15 protein-coding genes and 1 tRNA gene are annotated in these 16,189 nt (G+C 68.3%); 8 read left to right on the forward strand and 8 right to left on the reverse strand.

The annotated features are described in order from the left end of the window. Window positions 1-76 precede the first annotated feature (76 nt). The 6 genes from AB0B50_RS42270 to AB0B50_RS42295 all read left to right on the forward strand — a co-directional run bounded on the left by AB0B50_RS42270 (window position 77) and on the right by AB0B50_RS42295 (window position 4,638). Complete coding sequence (locus AB0B50_RS42270) at window positions 77-847, forward strand: DUF881 domain-containing protein (protein ID WP_362342623.1); 771 nt, start codon at window positions 77-79, stop codon at window positions 845-847. A gap of 38 nt (window positions 848-885) precedes the next feature. Continuing rightward, window positions 886-1,587 carry a class E sortase gene (locus AB0B50_RS42275; protein WP_362342693.1) on the forward strand — a complete coding sequence of 234 codons (702 nt, stop codon included), beginning with the start codon at window positions 886-888 and terminating at the stop codon, window positions 1,585-1,587. 26 nt (window positions 1,588-1,613) lie between these two features. Next, a complete protein-coding gene (locus tag AB0B50_RS42280; protein WP_362342702.1) occupies window positions 1,614-1,802 on the forward strand; it encodes a hypothetical protein in 189 nt (62 codons plus the stop codon). Beyond that, on the forward strand, window positions 1,799-2,452 hold the full coding sequence (locus tag AB0B50_RS42285) for an aminodeoxychorismate/anthranilate synthase component II (RefSeq protein WP_362342626.1): 654 nt from the start codon (window positions 1,799-1,801) through the stop codon (window positions 2,450-2,452). The genes AB0B50_RS42280 and AB0B50_RS42285 overlap by 4 nt, the downstream gene beginning before the upstream one ends. 113 nt (window positions 2,453-2,565) lie before the next feature. Then, window positions 2,566-3,876: a class E sortase gene (locus AB0B50_RS42290; protein ID WP_362342696.1), complete on the forward strand. Its 1,311-nt coding sequence runs from the start codon at window positions 2,566-2,568 to the stop codon at window positions 3,874-3,876. Between the two features lie 24 nt (window positions 3,877-3,900). Beyond that, window positions 3,901-4,638, forward strand: a complete 738-nt coding sequence (locus tag AB0B50_RS42295; protein ID WP_362342628.1) for a class E sortase — start codon at window positions 3,901-3,903, stop codon at window positions 4,636-4,638. Window positions 4,639-4,656: 18 nt separating this feature from the next. Here AB0B50_RS42295 and AB0B50_RS42300 read toward each other — a convergent pair whose 3' ends face one another. The 7 genes from AB0B50_RS42300 to AB0B50_RS42330 form a co-directional block, all read right to left on the reverse strand. Continuing rightward, window positions 4,657-5,085, reverse strand: coding sequence for a hypothetical protein (locus AB0B50_RS42300; protein ID WP_362342631.1), 429 nt, complete (start codon window positions 5,083-5,085; stop codon window positions 4,657-4,659). Between the two features lie 166 nt (window positions 5,086-5,251). Beyond that, the gene (gene pknB / locus AB0B50_RS42305; RefSeq protein WP_362342634.1) at window positions 5,252-7,255 is read right to left on the reverse strand and encodes a Stk1 family PASTA domain-containing Ser/Thr kinase; all 2,004 of its coding nucleotides are present in this window, start codon (window positions 7,253-7,255) and stop codon (window positions 5,252-5,254) included. 168 nt (window positions 7,256-7,423) lie between these two features. Further along, window positions 7,424-8,887 carry a penicillin-binding protein 2 gene (locus AB0B50_RS42310; protein WP_362342637.1) on the reverse strand — a complete coding sequence of 488 codons (1,464 nt, stop codon included), beginning with the start codon at window positions 8,885-8,887 and terminating at the stop codon, window positions 7,424-7,426. Continuing rightward, window positions 8,884-10,302, reverse strand: a complete 1,419-nt coding sequence (locus tag AB0B50_RS42315) for an FtsW/RodA/SpoVE family cell cycle protein (RefSeq protein WP_362342640.1) — start codon at window positions 10,300-10,302, stop codon at window positions 8,884-8,886. The genes AB0B50_RS42310 and AB0B50_RS42315 overlap by 4 nt, the downstream gene beginning before the upstream one ends. 26 nt (window positions 10,303-10,328) lie before the next feature. Then, the gene (locus AB0B50_RS42320) at window positions 10,329-11,915 is read right to left on the reverse strand and encodes a Stp1/IreP family PP2C-type Ser/Thr phosphatase (protein WP_362342643.1); all 1,587 of its coding nucleotides are present in this window, start codon (window positions 11,913-11,915) and stop codon (window positions 10,329-10,331) included. A 78-nt stretch (window positions 11,916-11,993) separates the two neighbouring features. Next, window positions 11,994-12,512: an FHA domain-containing protein gene (locus tag AB0B50_RS42325; RefSeq protein WP_362342646.1), complete on the reverse strand. Its 519-nt coding sequence runs from the start codon at window positions 12,510-12,512 to the stop codon at window positions 11,994-11,996. Window positions 12,513-12,522: 10 nt separating this feature from the next. Then, window positions 12,523-13,422, reverse strand: coding sequence for a DUF3662 and FHA domain-containing protein (locus AB0B50_RS42330; protein WP_362342649.1), 900 nt, complete (start codon window positions 13,420-13,422; stop codon window positions 12,523-12,525). Window positions 13,423-13,874: 452 nt separating this feature from the next. Between AB0B50_RS42330 and AB0B50_RS42335 the strand changes: the two genes are divergently transcribed. After that, a tRNA-Leu gene (locus AB0B50_RS42335) sits at window positions 13,875-13,961 on the forward strand. A 187-nt stretch (window positions 13,962-14,148) separates the two neighbouring features. Here the strand turns inward: AB0B50_RS42335 and AB0B50_RS42340 are convergent. After that, on the reverse strand, window positions 14,149-15,132 hold the full coding sequence (locus AB0B50_RS42340) for a ScbA/BarX family gamma-butyrolactone biosynthesis protein (RefSeq protein WP_362342652.1): 984 nt from the start codon (window positions 15,130-15,132) through the stop codon (window positions 14,149-14,151). 247 nt (window positions 15,133-15,379) lie between these two features. Here AB0B50_RS42340 and AB0B50_RS42345 point away from each other — a divergent pair, with 247 nt between their 5' ends. Further along, window positions 15,380-16,045 carry a ScbR family autoregulator-binding transcription factor gene (locus tag AB0B50_RS42345; RefSeq protein ID WP_362342655.1) on the forward strand — a complete coding sequence of 222 codons (666 nt, stop codon included), beginning with the start codon at window positions 15,380-15,382 and terminating at the stop codon, window positions 16,043-16,045. The last annotated feature ends 144 nt before the right edge of the window (window positions 16,046-16,189 follow it).

The following is a 16,189-nucleotide window of genomic DNA, read 5'->3' on the forward strand; positions in this document are numbered from 1 at the left end:
GCTACGGGGAGCTGAGGCCTCCCCCGGGCGTCCGTTAGCGTAGTGCTTCCGCGGCGCTGAAGGAGATAAGGGTACGTTGAGCAATTCTGCCGACTCCCACAAAGGTGCCGGTCGCCGCCCCCGGTGGCGTCCGGTTCGCGTGCTTACGGGTGCCGTTTTCGCCCTCGCCGGGCTGATCTTCTTCACCAGCTTCAACACGGCCAAAGGCACCAACATCCGTACCGATGCCTCCCTGTTGAAACTCTCCGACCTCATTCAGGAGCGCAGTCACAAGAACGGCGAGCTCGACGAGTCCAACGGCTCGCTGCGGGACGACGTCGAATCACTCGCTCAGCGTGACAACGGCAGCACCAAGGCCGACGACGCGCGGCTCAAGGCGCTGGAGGAGAACGCCGGCACCAAGAAGCTCAGTGGCAAGGCGGTCACGGTCACCCTCGCGGACGCCCCGCCCAACGCCACCGCCAAGCTCCCCGGCTATCCCGAGCCCCAGCCCAACGACCTCGTCATCCACCAGCAGGACCTCCAGGCCGTGGTCAACGCCCTCTGGCAGGGCGGTGCCGAGGGCATCAAGGTCATGGACCAGCGCCTGATCTCCACCAGCGCCGTGCGCTGCGTCGGCAACACCCTGATCCTCCAGGGCCGCGTCTACTCGCCGCCGTACAAGGTGACCGCGGTCGGTGACCCCGACAAGCTCAAGAACGCCCTCGCCGCGTCCCCCGAGATCCAGAACTACATGCTGTACGTCAACGCGTACGGCCTCGGCTGGAAAGTGGACGACGACGGGGCGGTGACTCTTCCCGGCTACTCGGGCACAGTGGATCTCCACTACGCGAAGTCCGCGGAATAGCACCCGGAGCAGCACTCAGGGAGGGCCGTCCTGTGTCGGTGCGTGTGCTCGTCAGGACGTTCAGCGAACTGTGCATCACCGTCGGCACCTTGATCGTGCTCTTCGTGGTGTACGTCCTGTTCTGGACCGGCGTGAAGGCCGACAACGCCATGGACGGCGAGATCGACAAGCTGCAGGACCAATGGGCGCAGGGCTCCGTGCCCACGGGGACGGGCGGCGGCGGTGGCGACGACGCCGTCGACAGTGCCCCGAAGAAGCCCGCCGCTTATAAGGACGGCAAGCCGTTCGCCGTCATGTACATCCCGCGGTTCGGTTTCACGTGGAACAAGCCCGTGCTCCAGGGCACCGGCACCGACGTACTCAAGAAGGGCCTCGGCCACTACGCCTCCACCGCCCAACTCGGGCAGAAGGGCAACTTCTCCGTGGCGGGCCACCGGCGTACCTACGGAGACCCCTTCAAGGACTTCCCCGAGCTCCGCCCCGGTGATGCCGTCGTCCTGACCGACGGCACGACCTGGTTCACGTACCGCATCGACAAGAAGCCGTACAAGACGCTCCCCAGCGACATCGGTGTCATTGATCCGGTCCCGCGCAAATCCGGCTATGACGGTCCGGGCCGTTACCTCACCCTTACGACCTGTGAACCAGAGTGGGGCCACAGTCACCGGCTGATCGTCTGGGCACACCTGGATGCCACCCAGCCTGTGGAGGCCGGGAAACCGGAGGCACTGCGCCGTTAGTCTGGTGCCGTACGGCGAGGGAGGCCTTGGCCGTACGCGACGGAAGGGACGGCATGTACGGCTGGATCTGGCGGCATCTGCCGGGAAACGCATGGGTGAGGGCACTGATTTCGCTGGTGCTCGTCCTCGCGGTGGTGTACGTGCTCTTCCAGTACGTCTTCCCGTGGGCCGAACCGCTGCTGCCCTTCAACGACGTGACCGTGGACGGCCAGTGAGCACCGCCGGCGGCCGCAGCCGCATCCTGGTCGTGGACAACTACGACAGCTTTGTCTTCAACCTCGTCCAGTACCTGTACCAGCTGGGTGCCGAGTGCGAGGTCCTGCGCAACGACGAGGTCGAGCTGAGGCACGCGCAGGACGGCTTCGACGGCGTCCTGCTCTCGCCCGGCCCCGGCACCCCGGAGCAGGCGGGCGTCTGCGTCGAGATGGTGCGGCACTGCGCCACCACCGGCGTGCCCGTCTTCGGCGTCTGCCTCGGCATGCAGTCGATGGCGGTGGCGTACGGCGGCGTGGTGGACCGCGCCCCCGAGCTCCTCCACGGCAAGACCTCGCTCGTCCGCCACGAGGGCAAGGGCGTCTTCGCGGGGCTGCCGTCGCCGTTCACCGCGACCCGCTACCACTCGCTGGCCGCCGAGCCCGCCACCGTCCCGGCGGAGCTCGAGGTCACCGCGCGCACGGAGGACGGCATCATCATGGGCCTGCGCCACCGTGAACTGCCGGTCGAGGGAGTGCAGTTCCACCCCGAGTCGGTGCTGACCGAGCACGGCCACCTCATGCTCGCCAACTGGCTCGTGGAGTGCGGCGACACCGGTGCCGTCGAGCGATCGAGCGGGCTCGCCCCGGTGGTGGGCAGGGCCACGGCGTGACCGCCCTGCGCCCCGAGCGCGACTCCTCCGGAGCCCCGTACGGCGCGAGTGACGCGCAGGGGGGCGCCGGTGACGTCGCTTCCGGTGGCGTCGCTTCCGGGGACGGCGGGGCGTTGGAGGGCGGGGCGTTGGAGTCGGCCGTCGATCATCTGGCCGACCCGCTGACCGATCCGCTGCCGGGGCAGCACCCTTCGCCGTGGTTCCGCAGTGCGTCCGCCGAGCCACCGCAGGCCGTGGCTCCGGAGCCGCAGGAACAGGAGTGGTACGACCCCGAGGGGTACGCCCGGGACTGGTACGGGGAGCGGCAGGCGCAGCCGCAGGAGACGGCCGAGACGGCTGAGACAGCTGAGACGGCCGAGCCCACGTACGAGCAGCTGTACGGCGCGTACGCCCCCGAGAGGCGCACGCCCGAGCCGGAACCTGTGCCCGAGCCGGAACCCGCGTACGAGCCGGAACCCGCGTACGAGCCGGAACCCGCGTACGAGCCGGAACCCGCGTACGAGCCGCTCGAAGCGCACGAGCCGATACCCGACGACGAGACGGTGGCGTTGCGGACCGAGGACACCCGCCGAATAGCCGAGCCGGAGCCCGATCGGCCCACCGAGGGTCGGGCGGCTCGCCGCAAGGCCGCCAAGAAGGGCGGCACACGCCCACGCGGCACACGCCCCGCGCCGCCCCCGCAGAGCGCGCAAGGCGCGCCGGGCGCCCCTCTCTCCCGCCTGGAGGCCCGCCGTGCGGAGCGCGCCCGCAGGCCGTCGCCGGGCGCGGTCATCAGCCGGGGGCTCGGCGAAGTCTTCATCACCGTCGGCGTCCTGATGCTGCTGTTCGTCACGTACCAGTTGTGGTGGACGAACATCCGGGCCCAGCAGCAGGCGGACGGCGCCGCCCACGACCTCCAGGAGAGCTGGGCGAAGGGCAAGGGCAAGCCGGGGGCCTTCGAGCCCGGTCAGGGGTTCGCGCTCCTCCACATCCCGCGCCTCGACGTCGTCGTGCCGGTCGCCGAGGGCATCGACAAGCAGAAGGTCCTCGACCGCGGCATGGTCGGCCACTACAACGAGGGCGCCACCAAGACCGCGATGCCGGAGGCCAAGCAGGGCAACTTCGCGGTCGCGGGCCACCGCAACACCCATGGCGAACCGTTCCGCTACATCAACCGTCTGGAGCCGGGCGACCCGATCGTCGTAGAGACGCAGGACAAGTACTTCGTCTACAAGATGGCGAGCATCCTGCCGCAGACCAGCCCCGGCAACATCGGTGTGATCGGCCCCGTTCCGCCGGGCTCCGGCTTCACGAAACCCGGCCGGTACATCACACTGACCACTTGCACCCCGGAATTCACGAGTAAGTATCGAATGATCGTCTGGGGCAAGATGGTCGAGGAACGGCCGCGCAGCAAGGGAAAGCCGAGCGCGCTCGTCAACTAGCAGTGTGAGAACGGGGCAGATCCAGTGGCAGCCACGACCGACCACGACGAGAAGAAGGCCGAGGCGCCCGTGCCCGCGCCCGCGCCACGGCAGCGGGGCCGCGGCCCCATCGCCACCGCGGTCAGCGTCTTCGGTGAACTCCTCATCACCGCGGGCCTGGTGCTCGGCCTGTTCGTCGTCTACTCGCTCTGGTGGACCAACGTCATAGCGGACCGCGAGGCCCACAAGCAGGGCGACCGGGTGCGCGACCGCTGGGCCGGTGGCCCCGGCACCATCGACACCAAGGACGGCATCGGCTTCCTGCACGTCCCCGCGATGGGCAACGGCGAGATCCTGGTCAAGCGGGGCACGACCAGCAAGATCCTCAACGACGGCGTCGCCGGCTACTACAAGGACCCGATCAAGTCGGCCCTTCCCGAGGACAAGAAGGGCAACTTCACGCTGGCCGCGCACCGCGACGGGCACGGCGCGAAGTTCCACAAGATCGACAAGATCAAGAAGGGCGACGCGATCGTCTACGAGTCCCGGGACAAGTGGTACGTCTACAAGGTGTACGCGACGCTGCCCGAGACCTCGAAGTACAACGTGCGGGTCCTGGACCCTGTCCCGAAGGAGTCGGGCAAGAAGAAGCCGGGCCGTTACATCACGCTGACGACCTGCACGCCGGTCTACACGTCGAACTACCGCTACATCGTGTGGGGCGAACTGGAGCGGATCGAGAAGGTCGACAACAAGCGGACGCCGCCGGCGGAGTTGGAGTAGCCCGCCGGCAGGGCTCGGCTAGGTTCCTTGGCCCCAGGCCTTGCAGGACTTGACGACCCTTGTCCCGTCCATGACGGCAGCCTGTATGCCTATGTAGCTGAGCCCGGATTTCCCCGTCGATGCAGAGGTTTCCACGACGTCCTTCTTGTTGTAGCCCTTGCGGTTGTGGTGCCAGGCCCAATAGCGAATCTTGCCGTCGTAATCCTTCTTCGAGATGAGTCGAATCGCTACGTGCCGGTGGTCTTGCTGGGTGTCGTACGTCACAAGGGATATCTTTGCGCTGTTGTGGGTCCAGTTCTTGAAGAAGCCTCGCCCGTCGACCCCGTTGACTGCACAGCCTGCGTGCCCCCCGCTGCCGATCGCATGCGCGTTGACTGTGGATGTTGCGATGAATATCGCCGCCGCCGTGGCTCCGACCGCTGCGATGCGCTGACTCGTCTTCTGCATAAGTGGAAGCTATCACTCTGAGGTCGATGTTGATCAAGTCGCTTTTTTAGCCATCTGCCAGTGGTGCAAGGCCTGTCAGGGGTAAAGGAAATGCCCGGCACACCTGGATTGGAGTGCCGGGCATTTCTTTTCGACTGGTGCGGGTGCGAGCGCTTTCTTCTTCGGGTCAGTCCCTGTCGTGGCGGCCCCAGCCGCCGGCGCCCTCGATGAAGCCGCCGCCTCCGTTGTCACCGCCGTTTCCGCCGGTGTCGTTGCCGCTGCCGCCCGCGGTGGTCAGGTTGACCGCCGTGCCCGGGGCCGCCTTCTCGCCGGCGTTGGGCGTGGACAGGACCACGAGGGCGTCGTCGTCCTGCGGGCCGGTGATGGTGCCGACCGTCAGACCGGCGTCCTCGATGGCCTTGCGGGCGTCCTTGAGCTTCTGTCCCGTCAGCGGCGGGACGGTTGCCTCTTCGGCCTTCTTGGCGACCTGGACGGTGACGGTGGAGCCGGGGTCCGCCGGGGTGCCGGCAGCGGGCGTGGTCTTGATGACCTTGCCCTCCTCGACGTCCTCGCTGGCTACGTCCGAGCGTGCGGGAGTGAAGCCGTTGTCCGTGATCCGCTTCGCGGCGGCTTCGTAGTCGAGGCCGGTCACGTCGGGGACCAGTTCCTGCTTCTTCTCCTTGGCGACGGTGAGCGTGATGGTCGCGCTCTTCTCCGCCTTGGTGTCACCTTCCGGGTCCTGGCCGATGACCTTGCCGGGGGTCCGGTCGGACTCCTCGGTCTCCTGCTCGATGTTCGTGAAGCCCTTGTCCTTGAGAAGCTTCTCGGCCTCGGCGTAGCTCAGACCCTGGACATCCGGGACCATGATCTTCGGCGAGCCGGTCGACACCGTCACCGAAATGGTGTCGCCCTTCTTCACCTCGGCATCCGCCCCGGGCTCCTGGCTGCAGACCTCACCCTTCGGGTACTTCTCACACGGCTCGCGCTTGCCGATCTCCAGCTTGAGTCCGACGTTCTCAGCTGACTTCTTGGCCTCGTCGTACTGCTCGCCCACGAAGTTCGGCGCCTTCGTCGTGTTGTCGCCGCTGCCCCCGCTGAACGCCCACTTCCCGATGAGGATCGCGCCCACCAGGACCAGGACGCCCGCGAGGACGAGCAGCCACGTCGACGTGTTGCTCTTCTTCTGGCGGCGGCCGCGGCCCTCGTCGTAGCCGTAGCCGTCGTCCGGGTTGACCGGCGGCATCATCGACGTCTGGCCGCCGCCGTTCTGCGGGCGGAGCATCGCCGTCTGCTGGTCGTCCGGGTGGCCGCCGTAGCCGACCGCGCCCATGGCGGCGGTGGCCGCGACCGGCTGGCCGTCGAGGCAGGCCTCGATGTCGGCGCGCATCTCGTCGGCCGACTGGTAGCGGTAGTCCGGGTCCTTGGTGAGGGCCTTCAGGACGATGGCGTCCATCTCGGGCGTGATCTCGCCGTCGAAGACGCTCGGGGCCTGCGGCTCTTCCCGTACGTGCTGGTAGGCGACCGCGACCGGGGAGTCCCCGACGAACGGCGGGCGGACGGTCAGCAGCTCGTAGAGGAGACAGCCGGTCGAGTAGAGGTCGCTTCGCGCGTCCACCTGCTCGCCCTTGGCCTGCTCCGGCGAGAGGTACTGCGCCGTGCCGATCACCGCGGCGGTCTGCGTCATCGTCATGCCGGACTCGCCCATCGCACGGGCGATGCCGAAGTCCATGACCTTGACCTGGCCGTTGCGCGTCAGCATGACGTTCGCGGGCTTGATGTCGCGGTGGACGATGCCGTTGCGGTGCGAGTACTCCAGGGCCTGGAGGATGCCGATCGTCATCTCCATGGCCCGCTCCGGCAGCAGCTTGCGGCCGGAGTGCAGCAGCTCACGCAGCGTGGAGCCGTCGACGTACTCCATCACGATGTACGGGATGGAGACCCCGTCGACGTAGTCCTCGCCGGTGTCGTAGACCGCGACGATCGCCGGGTGGTTGAGCGAGGCGGCCGACTGGGCCTCACGGCGGAACCGGGCCTGGAAGGACGGGTCACGAGCGAGGTCCACCCGCAGCGTCTTCACCGCCACGGTGCGACCGAGCCGGGTGTCGTGCGCGAGGTACACCTCGGCCATGCCACCACGGCCGAGCACCTGGCCCAGCTCGTACCGGCCGCCGAGGCGACGCGGCTCTTCCATAGCTAATCCAGCCCTCTCCGTCGGTCCCGACCGCACCGTTGTGTGGTCCGGCGGTGTGCTGTCCGGGCATACCGTACCCGGCTCGACTTGCGTGACCCGGACGCGACCGTCACCCGATACCGGACCGGTACCGCAACGTGCACCGATGTGGAGGGAGCGTGATGGGGGTCACTTCTTGCTTTCGATGACTGCCTTCATCACGTTCTTGGCGATGGGCGCGGCAAGTCCGCCACCGGAGATGTCACCCCGGTCGGCGTCGCTGTCCTCGACGACCACGGCGACGGCGACCGGCGAACCGGAGTCCGTCTTGGCGTACGAGATGAACCACGCGTACGGGTTCTTGCTGTTGGCGACGCCGTGCTGGGCCGTGCCCGTCTTTCCACCGACGGTGACGCCGGGGATCTTGGCGTTGGTTCCGGTGCCCTCGTTGACGACCGTCTCCATCATTTCCTGGAGCTTCTGGGCGTTCTCCTTCGAGAGCGGCTCGCTCATCTCCTTCGGCGAGTGCTTCTCGATGACGTCGAGGTTGCGCGCCTGCAGCTCACTGACCATGTACGGCTCCATGAGCGTGCCGTCGTTGGCGATCGCGGAGGCGACCATGGCCATCTGCAGCGGGGTCGTGGCCGTCTCGAACTGACCGATGGAGGACAGCGCGGTCTGCGGCTTGTCCATGTCCTCGGGGAAGTTGGAGGCGTTGGATCGGACGGGGACGAACTGTTCGGAGTTGAAGCCGAACTTCTTCGCCGTCTCCAGCATCTTGTCCTTGCCGAGATCGGAGCCGATCTTGCCGAAGACGGTGTTGCAGGAGATCCGCAGCGCCTCACGCAACGAGACGTTCTTGCAGGGGATGTTGTTCTCGTTCTTCAGCGGGGTGCGCGTGTTCGGCAGCGTCCACGGGAGCGGGGATTCCGTCTTCTCGTCGATGCTGTCGTAGAGGCCGTGCTCCAGGGCGGCCGCCGCCGTGACCACCTTGAAGGTGGAGCCGGGCGGGTAGGTCTCGCGCAGCGCGCGGTTGACCAGCGGCTTGTCCTTGTCCTTGTCGAGGTCCAGGAACTTCTGGGCCTCGTCGTTGGTGTTGCCCGCGAAGGACCCGGGGTCGTACGACGGCGTGGAGGCCAGTGCGAGGATCGCGCCGGTCGACGGGTCGATCGCGGCGACGGCGCCCTTGCCCTTGCTCTTCAGGCCGTCGTACGCGGCCTTCTGCGCGGCGGAGTTGAGGGTCGTGACGACATTGCCGCCCTCCTTCTTCTCGCCGGTCAGCATGTCGAGCGTGCGGCGGAAGAAGAGCCGGTCGTCGTTGCCGGTGAGGATGCCGTCGTCGATGTACTCCAGCTGGTTGGCGCCGATGCGCTGCGAGGAGTAGCCGGTGACGGGGGCCCACATGGGCCCGTCCTTCCAGGTGCGCTTGTACTTCAGGTCGCTGCCCGGGGTCGCCTTCGAGCCGGTGATGGGCTTGCCGTCGACGATGATGTCGCCGCGCGGCTGGGAGTAGCGCTCGATGGTGACGCGGCGGTTCTTCTCGTGCTTCGCGAGGGTGTCGGCCTGGACGTACTGGAGCCAGTTGTCCCGGGCGAGCAGGGCGAGGACGAGCAGCCCGCAGAAGATCGCGATCCGGCGCAGGGGCTTGTTCACGGTCGGACCACCTGGGTCATTTCGGCGTCGGGGTTCGGTGCGGGGGACGGGGCGGGACGGCGCGCGGTGTCGCTGATCCGGATCAGGATGCCGACCAGGGCCCAGTTGGCGATGACGGAGGAACCGCCGTACGCGAGGAAGGGCATGGTCATACCCGTGAGCGGGATCAGGCCCATGACGCCGCCGGCGACGACGAAGACCTGGATGGCGAAGGCTCCGGAGAGGCCGATCGCGAGAAGCTTGCCGAACGGGTCGCGGGCGGCGAGTGCCGTGCGGACGCCGCGCTCCACGATCAGGCCGTAGATGAGCAGGATCGCCATGACGCCGGCCAGACCCATCTCCTCGCCGAAGGTGGCGAGGATGAAGTCGGAGTTGGCGGCGAAGCCGATGAGGTCGGAGTTGCCCTGGCCGAGGCCGGTGCCGAGGACGCCGCCGGAGCCGAACGCCATCAGGGACTGGGCGATCTGGTCGGTCTGGGCGAGGGTCTCCGGGGCGAACGGGTTCAGCCAGGCGTCCACACGCTGCTGCACGTGGGGCTCGAACGAGGCCACGCCGACCGCGCCGACGGCGGACATCAGCAGACCGAACACGATCCAGCTGGTGCGCTCCGTGGCGACGTACAGCATCACGACGAACATGCCGAAGAACAGCAGCGACGTACCGAGGTCGGTCTCGAAGACCAGGATCAGGATCGACATCGCCCAGACGACGATGATCGGTCCGAGGTCACGGCCGCGCGGGAGGTAGAGGCCCATGAAGCGGCGGCTGGCCAGGGCGAGCGCGTCGCGCTTCACCATCAGATAGCCGGCGAAGAAGATCGCGATGACGATCTTCGCGAACTCACCGGGCTGGATGGAGAATCCGCCGACGCTGATCCAGATCTTGGCGCCGAACACGTTCATGCCGAGTCCGGGCACGAGCGGCAGGAGCAGCAGGACCAGGGCGCCGACCATGGAGATGTACGTGTAGCGCTGCAGGACGCGGTGGTCCTTGAGCAGGAGCAGCACGCCGACGAAGAGGGCGACACCGATCGCGGAGTACATCAGCTGGTTCGGTGCGGAGGGGCTGAACGCGCCGAACTGCGCCTCGGCGCGCTGCTGGAGCTTCTCCGACTGGTCGAGCCGCCAGACGACGACCAGACCGAGGCCGTTGAGCAGCGTCGCCAGCGGAAGCAGCAGCGGGTCGGCGTACGGCGCGAACTTGCGTACGACGATGTGGCCGACGCCGGCCAGCATGCCGAGGCCGAGGCCGTAGCCGAGCATGCCCGTGGGCAGCTCACCGGTGAGGGCGAGCCCCACGTTCATGTAGGCGAACAGCGGGATGACGACCGCGAAAGCGAGCAGCGCGAGCTCGGTGTTGCGCCGGCTGGGCGCACCGATCGCGCCGATCGTCGACGTGTGTGTAGTACTGCTCATGGCGTGCAAAGGCCCCCAACGGCTGCTTACTGCTTACCGCACAGCGGGACCAGCTTCTGCTCATCCTCGGAGAGGCTGGGGCCGGGTGTGGGAGTCGGCTTCTCGGACTTGTTCTTGTCGTTCGTGTTGTTCTTGTCGGTCGCGTCGCCCTTGTCGGTCGGCGACGAGGTCGGGTCCGGGGCCTTGCGAAGGCCGGTGGTGCCGCCCGCCTCGCCCTCGCCTGTCCTGGCGTTGTTCTCGCGCTCGACCTCGCGACGCTCGGCGTCCTTCTTGCAGGCGGACGCCTGCCGGCCCAGCTCCTCGATCTTCCCCCGGGCCGCGTCGAAGTCGTCCTCGGGGATGGTGTTCTCGACCTGCTTGCGCTGGTACGGCGGCAGGTACTTGAGTTCGATCTCGGGGTGGTCCTTCTCGACCTTCGACAGACTGACCCAGGCCAGATCCTGGTCGATGCCGCGGTAGAGGGCGACGTGCTCGTCCTTGGTGCCCACGTAGTACTGGGTCTGGGTCCAGCGGTAGCCGCCGTAGAGACCGCCGCCGATGACGGCGAGCGCGAGCACCCCGTACAGGGATCTCTTGAGCCATTTGCGGCCGCCGCCGGGCTTGATGAAGTCCTCGTCGTCGTACGCCCCGAAGCCGCCCTCGGGGACGTACCCCGCGGTGTCGCCGCTTCCGGGGGGACCGAAGCCGCCTCCGGAGGGCTGCGGCGGCACCGGGCGGCCGAGGCCGGACGCGCGGCCCGCGGGCGTCTGCATGGCGCCGTCGTCCTGCGCCTGGAGCTGGTTCTCGGCGACCGCGCCGACCACCACGGGGGTGTCGGACAGCTGGCCCGCGAGGGTGTCGCCGCTGTCGATGTCCAGGACGTCCGCGACGATCACGGTGATGTTGTCGGGGCCGCCGCCGCGCAGCGCGAGCTGGATCAGCTCCTGCACGGTCTCCTGCGGGCCCTGGTAGGAGGCGAGGGTGTCCTCCATGGTCTGGTGCGAGACGACTCCGGAGAGACCGTCCGAGCAGATCAAGTAACGGTCGCCGGCGCGGACTTCACGGATGGAGAGGTCCGGCTCGACGTGGTCGCCGCTGCCCAGCGCGCGCATGAGGAGGGACCTCTGCGGGTGGGTCGTGGCCTCTTCCTCGGTGATGCGGCCCTCGTCGACGAGGCGCTGCACCCAGGTGTGGTCCTGCGTGATCTGCGTGAGCACGCCGTCCCGCAGCAGGTACGCGCGGGAGTCGCCGACGTGTACGAGACCGAGGCGCTGCCCCGTCCACAGGAGGGCGGTCAGGGTCGTGCCCATGCCCTCGAGCTGGGGGTCCTCCTCGACCATCAGCCGCAGCTGGTCGTTGGCCCGCTGCACGGCGGTGCCGAGCGACGTGAGGATGTCCGAGCCCGGTACGTCGTCGTCGAGCGTGACGAGCGTCGAGATCACCTCGGAGCTGGCCACCTCGCCCGCGGCCTGTCCCCCCATGCCGTCGGCGATCGCGAGGAGACGCGGTCCGGCGTAACCGGAGTCCTCGTTCCCCTCCCGGATCATGCCTTTGTGCGATCCGGCGGCGAAGCGCAAAGACAGACTCATGCGCACCTCGCCCGTCGGCTCCGGGTACATCCGCACGGTGCCCACCCTCCGGTCGGGAGCGCGCCGGCGTCCAGTCCCTGGACAGCCGCTCCGGCTCGCTCGCTCCGCTCGCTCATTGTCGTACTACTTCCGCAGCTCGATGACGGTCTTGCCGATGCGGATCGCCGTGCCCAGCGGAATGGGCGTCGGGGTGGTGAGTCGGGTCCGGTCGAGATACGTGCCGTTGGTGGACCCGAGATCCTCGACGATCCACTGGCCGTCACGGTCCGGGTAGATCCTGGCATGCCTGCTGGAGGCGTAGTCGTCGTCCAGCACGATCGTGGAGTCGTGCGCACGGCCCAGCGTGATGGTCTGGCCCTGCAGCGCGACCGTCGTCCCGGCGAGGATGCCCTCGGAGACGACCAGCTTGGTGGGGGCGCCGCGGCGCTGGCGGCCACCGCCGCCCTGCTGCTGGCGCTGCTGCGGCGGTGCGGCCTGCTGCTGGCGGCCGGACTGCTGCGGCCGCGCCTCACGGCGCGAACCACGCTGGGTGACGCGCGTACCGAACAGGTCGCTGCGGATGACCTGGACGGCCACGATCACGAACAGCCACAGAACGGCCAGGAAACCCAGCCGCATGACCGTCAGGGTCAGCTCTGACATTGCCCCCGCTTCACCCTTCGGCTTGCCGGTAAATGATGGTGGTGCTGCCCACGACGATCCGCGAGCCGTCGCGGAGCGTAGCGCGGGTGGTGTGCTGCCCGTCTACCACGATGCCGTTGGTAGACCCGAGATCCTGGATCGTCGAGGGCGTTCCGGTCCGGATCTCACAGTGCCGACGGGATACGCCGGGGTCGTCGATCCGCACATCGGCGTCGGTGCTGCGGCCCAGCACCAGCGTCGGGCGGGAGATCTGATGGCGGTTGCCGTTGATCTCGATCCAGCGCCGCACCTGGGCGCCCGGAAGTGGTCCGGCACCGGGACCCGAGGGTCTGCTCGGAGCCGGGGACTGCCCGCCCGGCCGACCCGCGCCGCCGGGTGGCGGTGCGGCCGGCATGGGCGGTGCGCCGCCTCCGGCGCCGGGGGCGCCGGAGGGCGGGTAACCATAGCCGCCGCCACCGCCGCTCGCGCTGCGGCCGGGGCCTGCCGGACCGCTGGGGCCGGGGCCCGCGGGGGCGTGGTCGGGAGTCTGCGAGGTGCTGGACGCGAGCGTGCGGCTGCGTACGCGGTACAGGCCGGTGTCGAGGTCCTCGGCCTTCTCCAGGTGGACCTTGATGGGGCCCATGAAGCTGTAGCGCTGCTGCTTGGCGTAGTCACGCACCATGCCGGAGAGCTCGTCGCCGAGCTGGCCCGAGTACGGGCTCAGGCGCTCGAAGTCGGGGGCGCTGAGCTCCACGATGAAGTCGTTGGGGACGACGGTCCGCTCGCGGTTCCAGATCGTCGCGTTGTTGTCGCACTCGCGCTGGAGGGCGCCGGCGATCTCGACGGGCTGGACCTCGGACTTGAACACCTTGGCGAAGGTGCCGTTGACCAGACCTTCAAGTCGCTGCTCGAACTTCTTCAGGACTCCCATGGGGCACCTCCTCCGTCGTAGTCATCCTGGTACTGCTTACTGATCGTATCCACGCGCCGGGAAATCGGCTGGTTCCCCCTGTCCGCCCAGTCGACGAGTGTCGCCTCTCACAAGGCATGCCCGCACCAGGGTCCGCGGATCCTCCCAGGACTCCCTGATGAAGCCCTGATCCTCGGCTCCGGAACCCCTTCCGGGCAGCTGCTCGGGACGCCTGCTCGAGCCTCCTTTTACAAGGGATCGTAGAGGGGGCTCCAAGCCAGTGTCCCGCACCTGGCTGTGGACCCCGGTGAGCTCGGTCGGGGGCGGCGGTGGGTCCCGGCCGGGGCGGGCCGGATCCCCAGGGCAGGTGCCCGCAGATAGGGATGTGAATCCACCCTCTCCAGCGTGCTAATCTTCTGGATGTCGGCAGGCGCTCGCCCCAAACGGCGGGAAGCCCGAAGACAACACCCAATGCGCGGGTGGCGGAATAGGCAGACGCGCTGGATTCAGGTTCCAGTGCCCGCAAGGGCGTGGGGGTTCAACTCCCCCCTCGCGCACCATGAAGAACCGATGAAACGGGTCTTCACCGGAGACGAAAGTCCTGGTGAGGCCCGTTTCTCGCGTTCCGGCCGGATCGGCCCGGCGCTCGACATGGCAGGGCCGACCTCGACAAACACGGCAGGGCCCCGGCGGTGAGCTATCTCACTGTCGGGGCCCTGCTGGCTGTTTCGGTTGTTCTGCGCGGGCTTACGCCCGGTCCGTCGGGCGCAGGACGAGGCGGCCGGAGGCGGCGGTCCGGCCGTCCTGGGTCGCCTGGGCGGTGACGATCACGCCCTCCTCGGTCACGGCTTCCACCTGGGCGGAGATCGCGCAGGGCGAGTCGAACTCCACGTAATGGGCGAACTCCGCCGTATAGGAGACGGGCGCGCAGGGGGCCGGTCCTGCCGCCAGCTGCGCGGCCTGGCGCATGGCCTCCATGACGGCCATGCCGGGTACGTGGTCCACGGCGTGGTCGAACAGCACGGGGTGGCAGGTGTCGGCGCGCAGGTGCCAGGTGTTGTCGTGCTCGGAGGGGGCCAGGGTCACGTCCTCCGCGCGGTCGCGGCCGAGGAGGGCGGGCTCGACGGGGGCGGGCAGCGCGGTCTCGGTCGCCTCCGTCCAGGCGGCGAGCAGGTCGACGGGGCGCAGTCGGCCGTAGGCGGCGGGTGAGGTGCAGTGGAAGGAGGTCCCGCCGCCGCCGACGCGTATGCCGCCCCGGAAGAGTTCGACCTCGAGGCGCATGCCGGCCAGCTTGCCGCCGCGGGTCCGGACGTCGTGACAGGTCACGTAACCGGTGATCTCGGAGGGAGCGCCGTCGATGCGCAATGCCTCTTCGGAGACCTCGTACCGCAGGTTCCACATGAGGAACTTGTGGCCGAGCGGCACGGCGTACTCGGTGTGGGCGATCAGCAGGCCGATCTGCCGGACCGTCTCGGCGACCAGCATCGGGTCGTGGCGGCGGTTGCGCTCGAGGGTGAAGAAGGAGTGGGCCCGCGGCCACTGGGCCGACACGAGGAACGCGTCCTCGCCGATGGCGGAAGCCCCGGTCAGGAAGACCTCCGAGAGCGCCGAGCGGTGCACGAACTGCCGCGGGACGGTCTGGTCGTACGCGCCCCCGCGCGCCGCACTGACGACGTCCTTCGCTCCTCGCGCGGCGAGCGGCGTCTCTTCTCTGACGGGCGTCACAGTCATCCCGAGTCCCCCTGAAAATATGTGCGTTCTGTGTGTGTTGCACCGACACGGCCTAAGATACCGGTCAGCTGGTTTTTTTCAAGAGTCAAGATCAAACAGCTCGGCACGGATGAACCACGCGGTCTTTTCCGAGGTGGGAGGCCATGCTTCGCAAGGGGGTTCCCGGCCGATTGCCGTGGTTTTTTGGCACTTCCTTTATGCTGAGGGCTACGGAACCGGGCCAGTGGGCATGGAGGATGTGAGTCAGGTGGCAAGACAAGAACGAGCGGTCCGGACCCGCCGTGTGGTTTTGGAGGCGGCTGCCGAGGTCTTCGGCGAGTGCGGATACGAGCGGGCCGCCATCCTGGACATCCTGAAGCGGGCCGGGGTGACCAAGGGCGCGCTGTACTTCCACTTCCCCTCCAAGGAGGCCCTCGCGCACGCCGTGATCGAGGAGCAGCTCGGGGTGGCCGCCGAGGCGCAGACGGGACACGGCCTGCAGGGGGCGATCGACCTCACGCAGGAGATCGCCCACGGACTGCAGCACGACGTCATGCTGCGGGCGAGCATCCGGCTCACCCTGGAGGCCACCTTCGATTCGCCGGTCCCGGCCCCGTACCACGCATGGGTGGGCGTCATCGAGCGGCTGCTCGCCGAGGCCCAGGAGCGCGGTGAGGTGATGCCGCAGGTGGAGCCGAACGACACCGCGATGATGATCGTCGGCTCGTTCACCGGTATCCAGGTGATGTCGGAGATCCTCACCGGGCGCGTGGACCTGTCGGCGCGGATCACCAAGTTCTGGCAGCACGTCCTGCCGGGCATCGCCTTCCCCGGTGCGCTCGCGCACATGGATCCGCGGGGAACGGGCGAGTACGGTGCGGCGGCCGCCGAGGCCGCGGGGGCGGACGCGGAGGAGTTGCCGGCCGCGTCGTAGCCCGACGGCGTCGTGGCCCGGCGACTCGCGGGAGAGGGTTTTCCTTATCCGTTCTCGGAGGCCAGCCGGATATCGCGGGCGAGGGTGGGCGGGACACCATGGAGCGGGTGACGGGGAATCCGTCGCCGTACGTTCCGTTGGTTG

The sequence above is a fragment of the Streptomyces sp. NPDC041068 genome, from assembly GCF_040647455.1.
GTDB lineage: Bacteria > Actinomycetota > Actinomycetes > Streptomycetales > Streptomycetaceae > Streptomyces.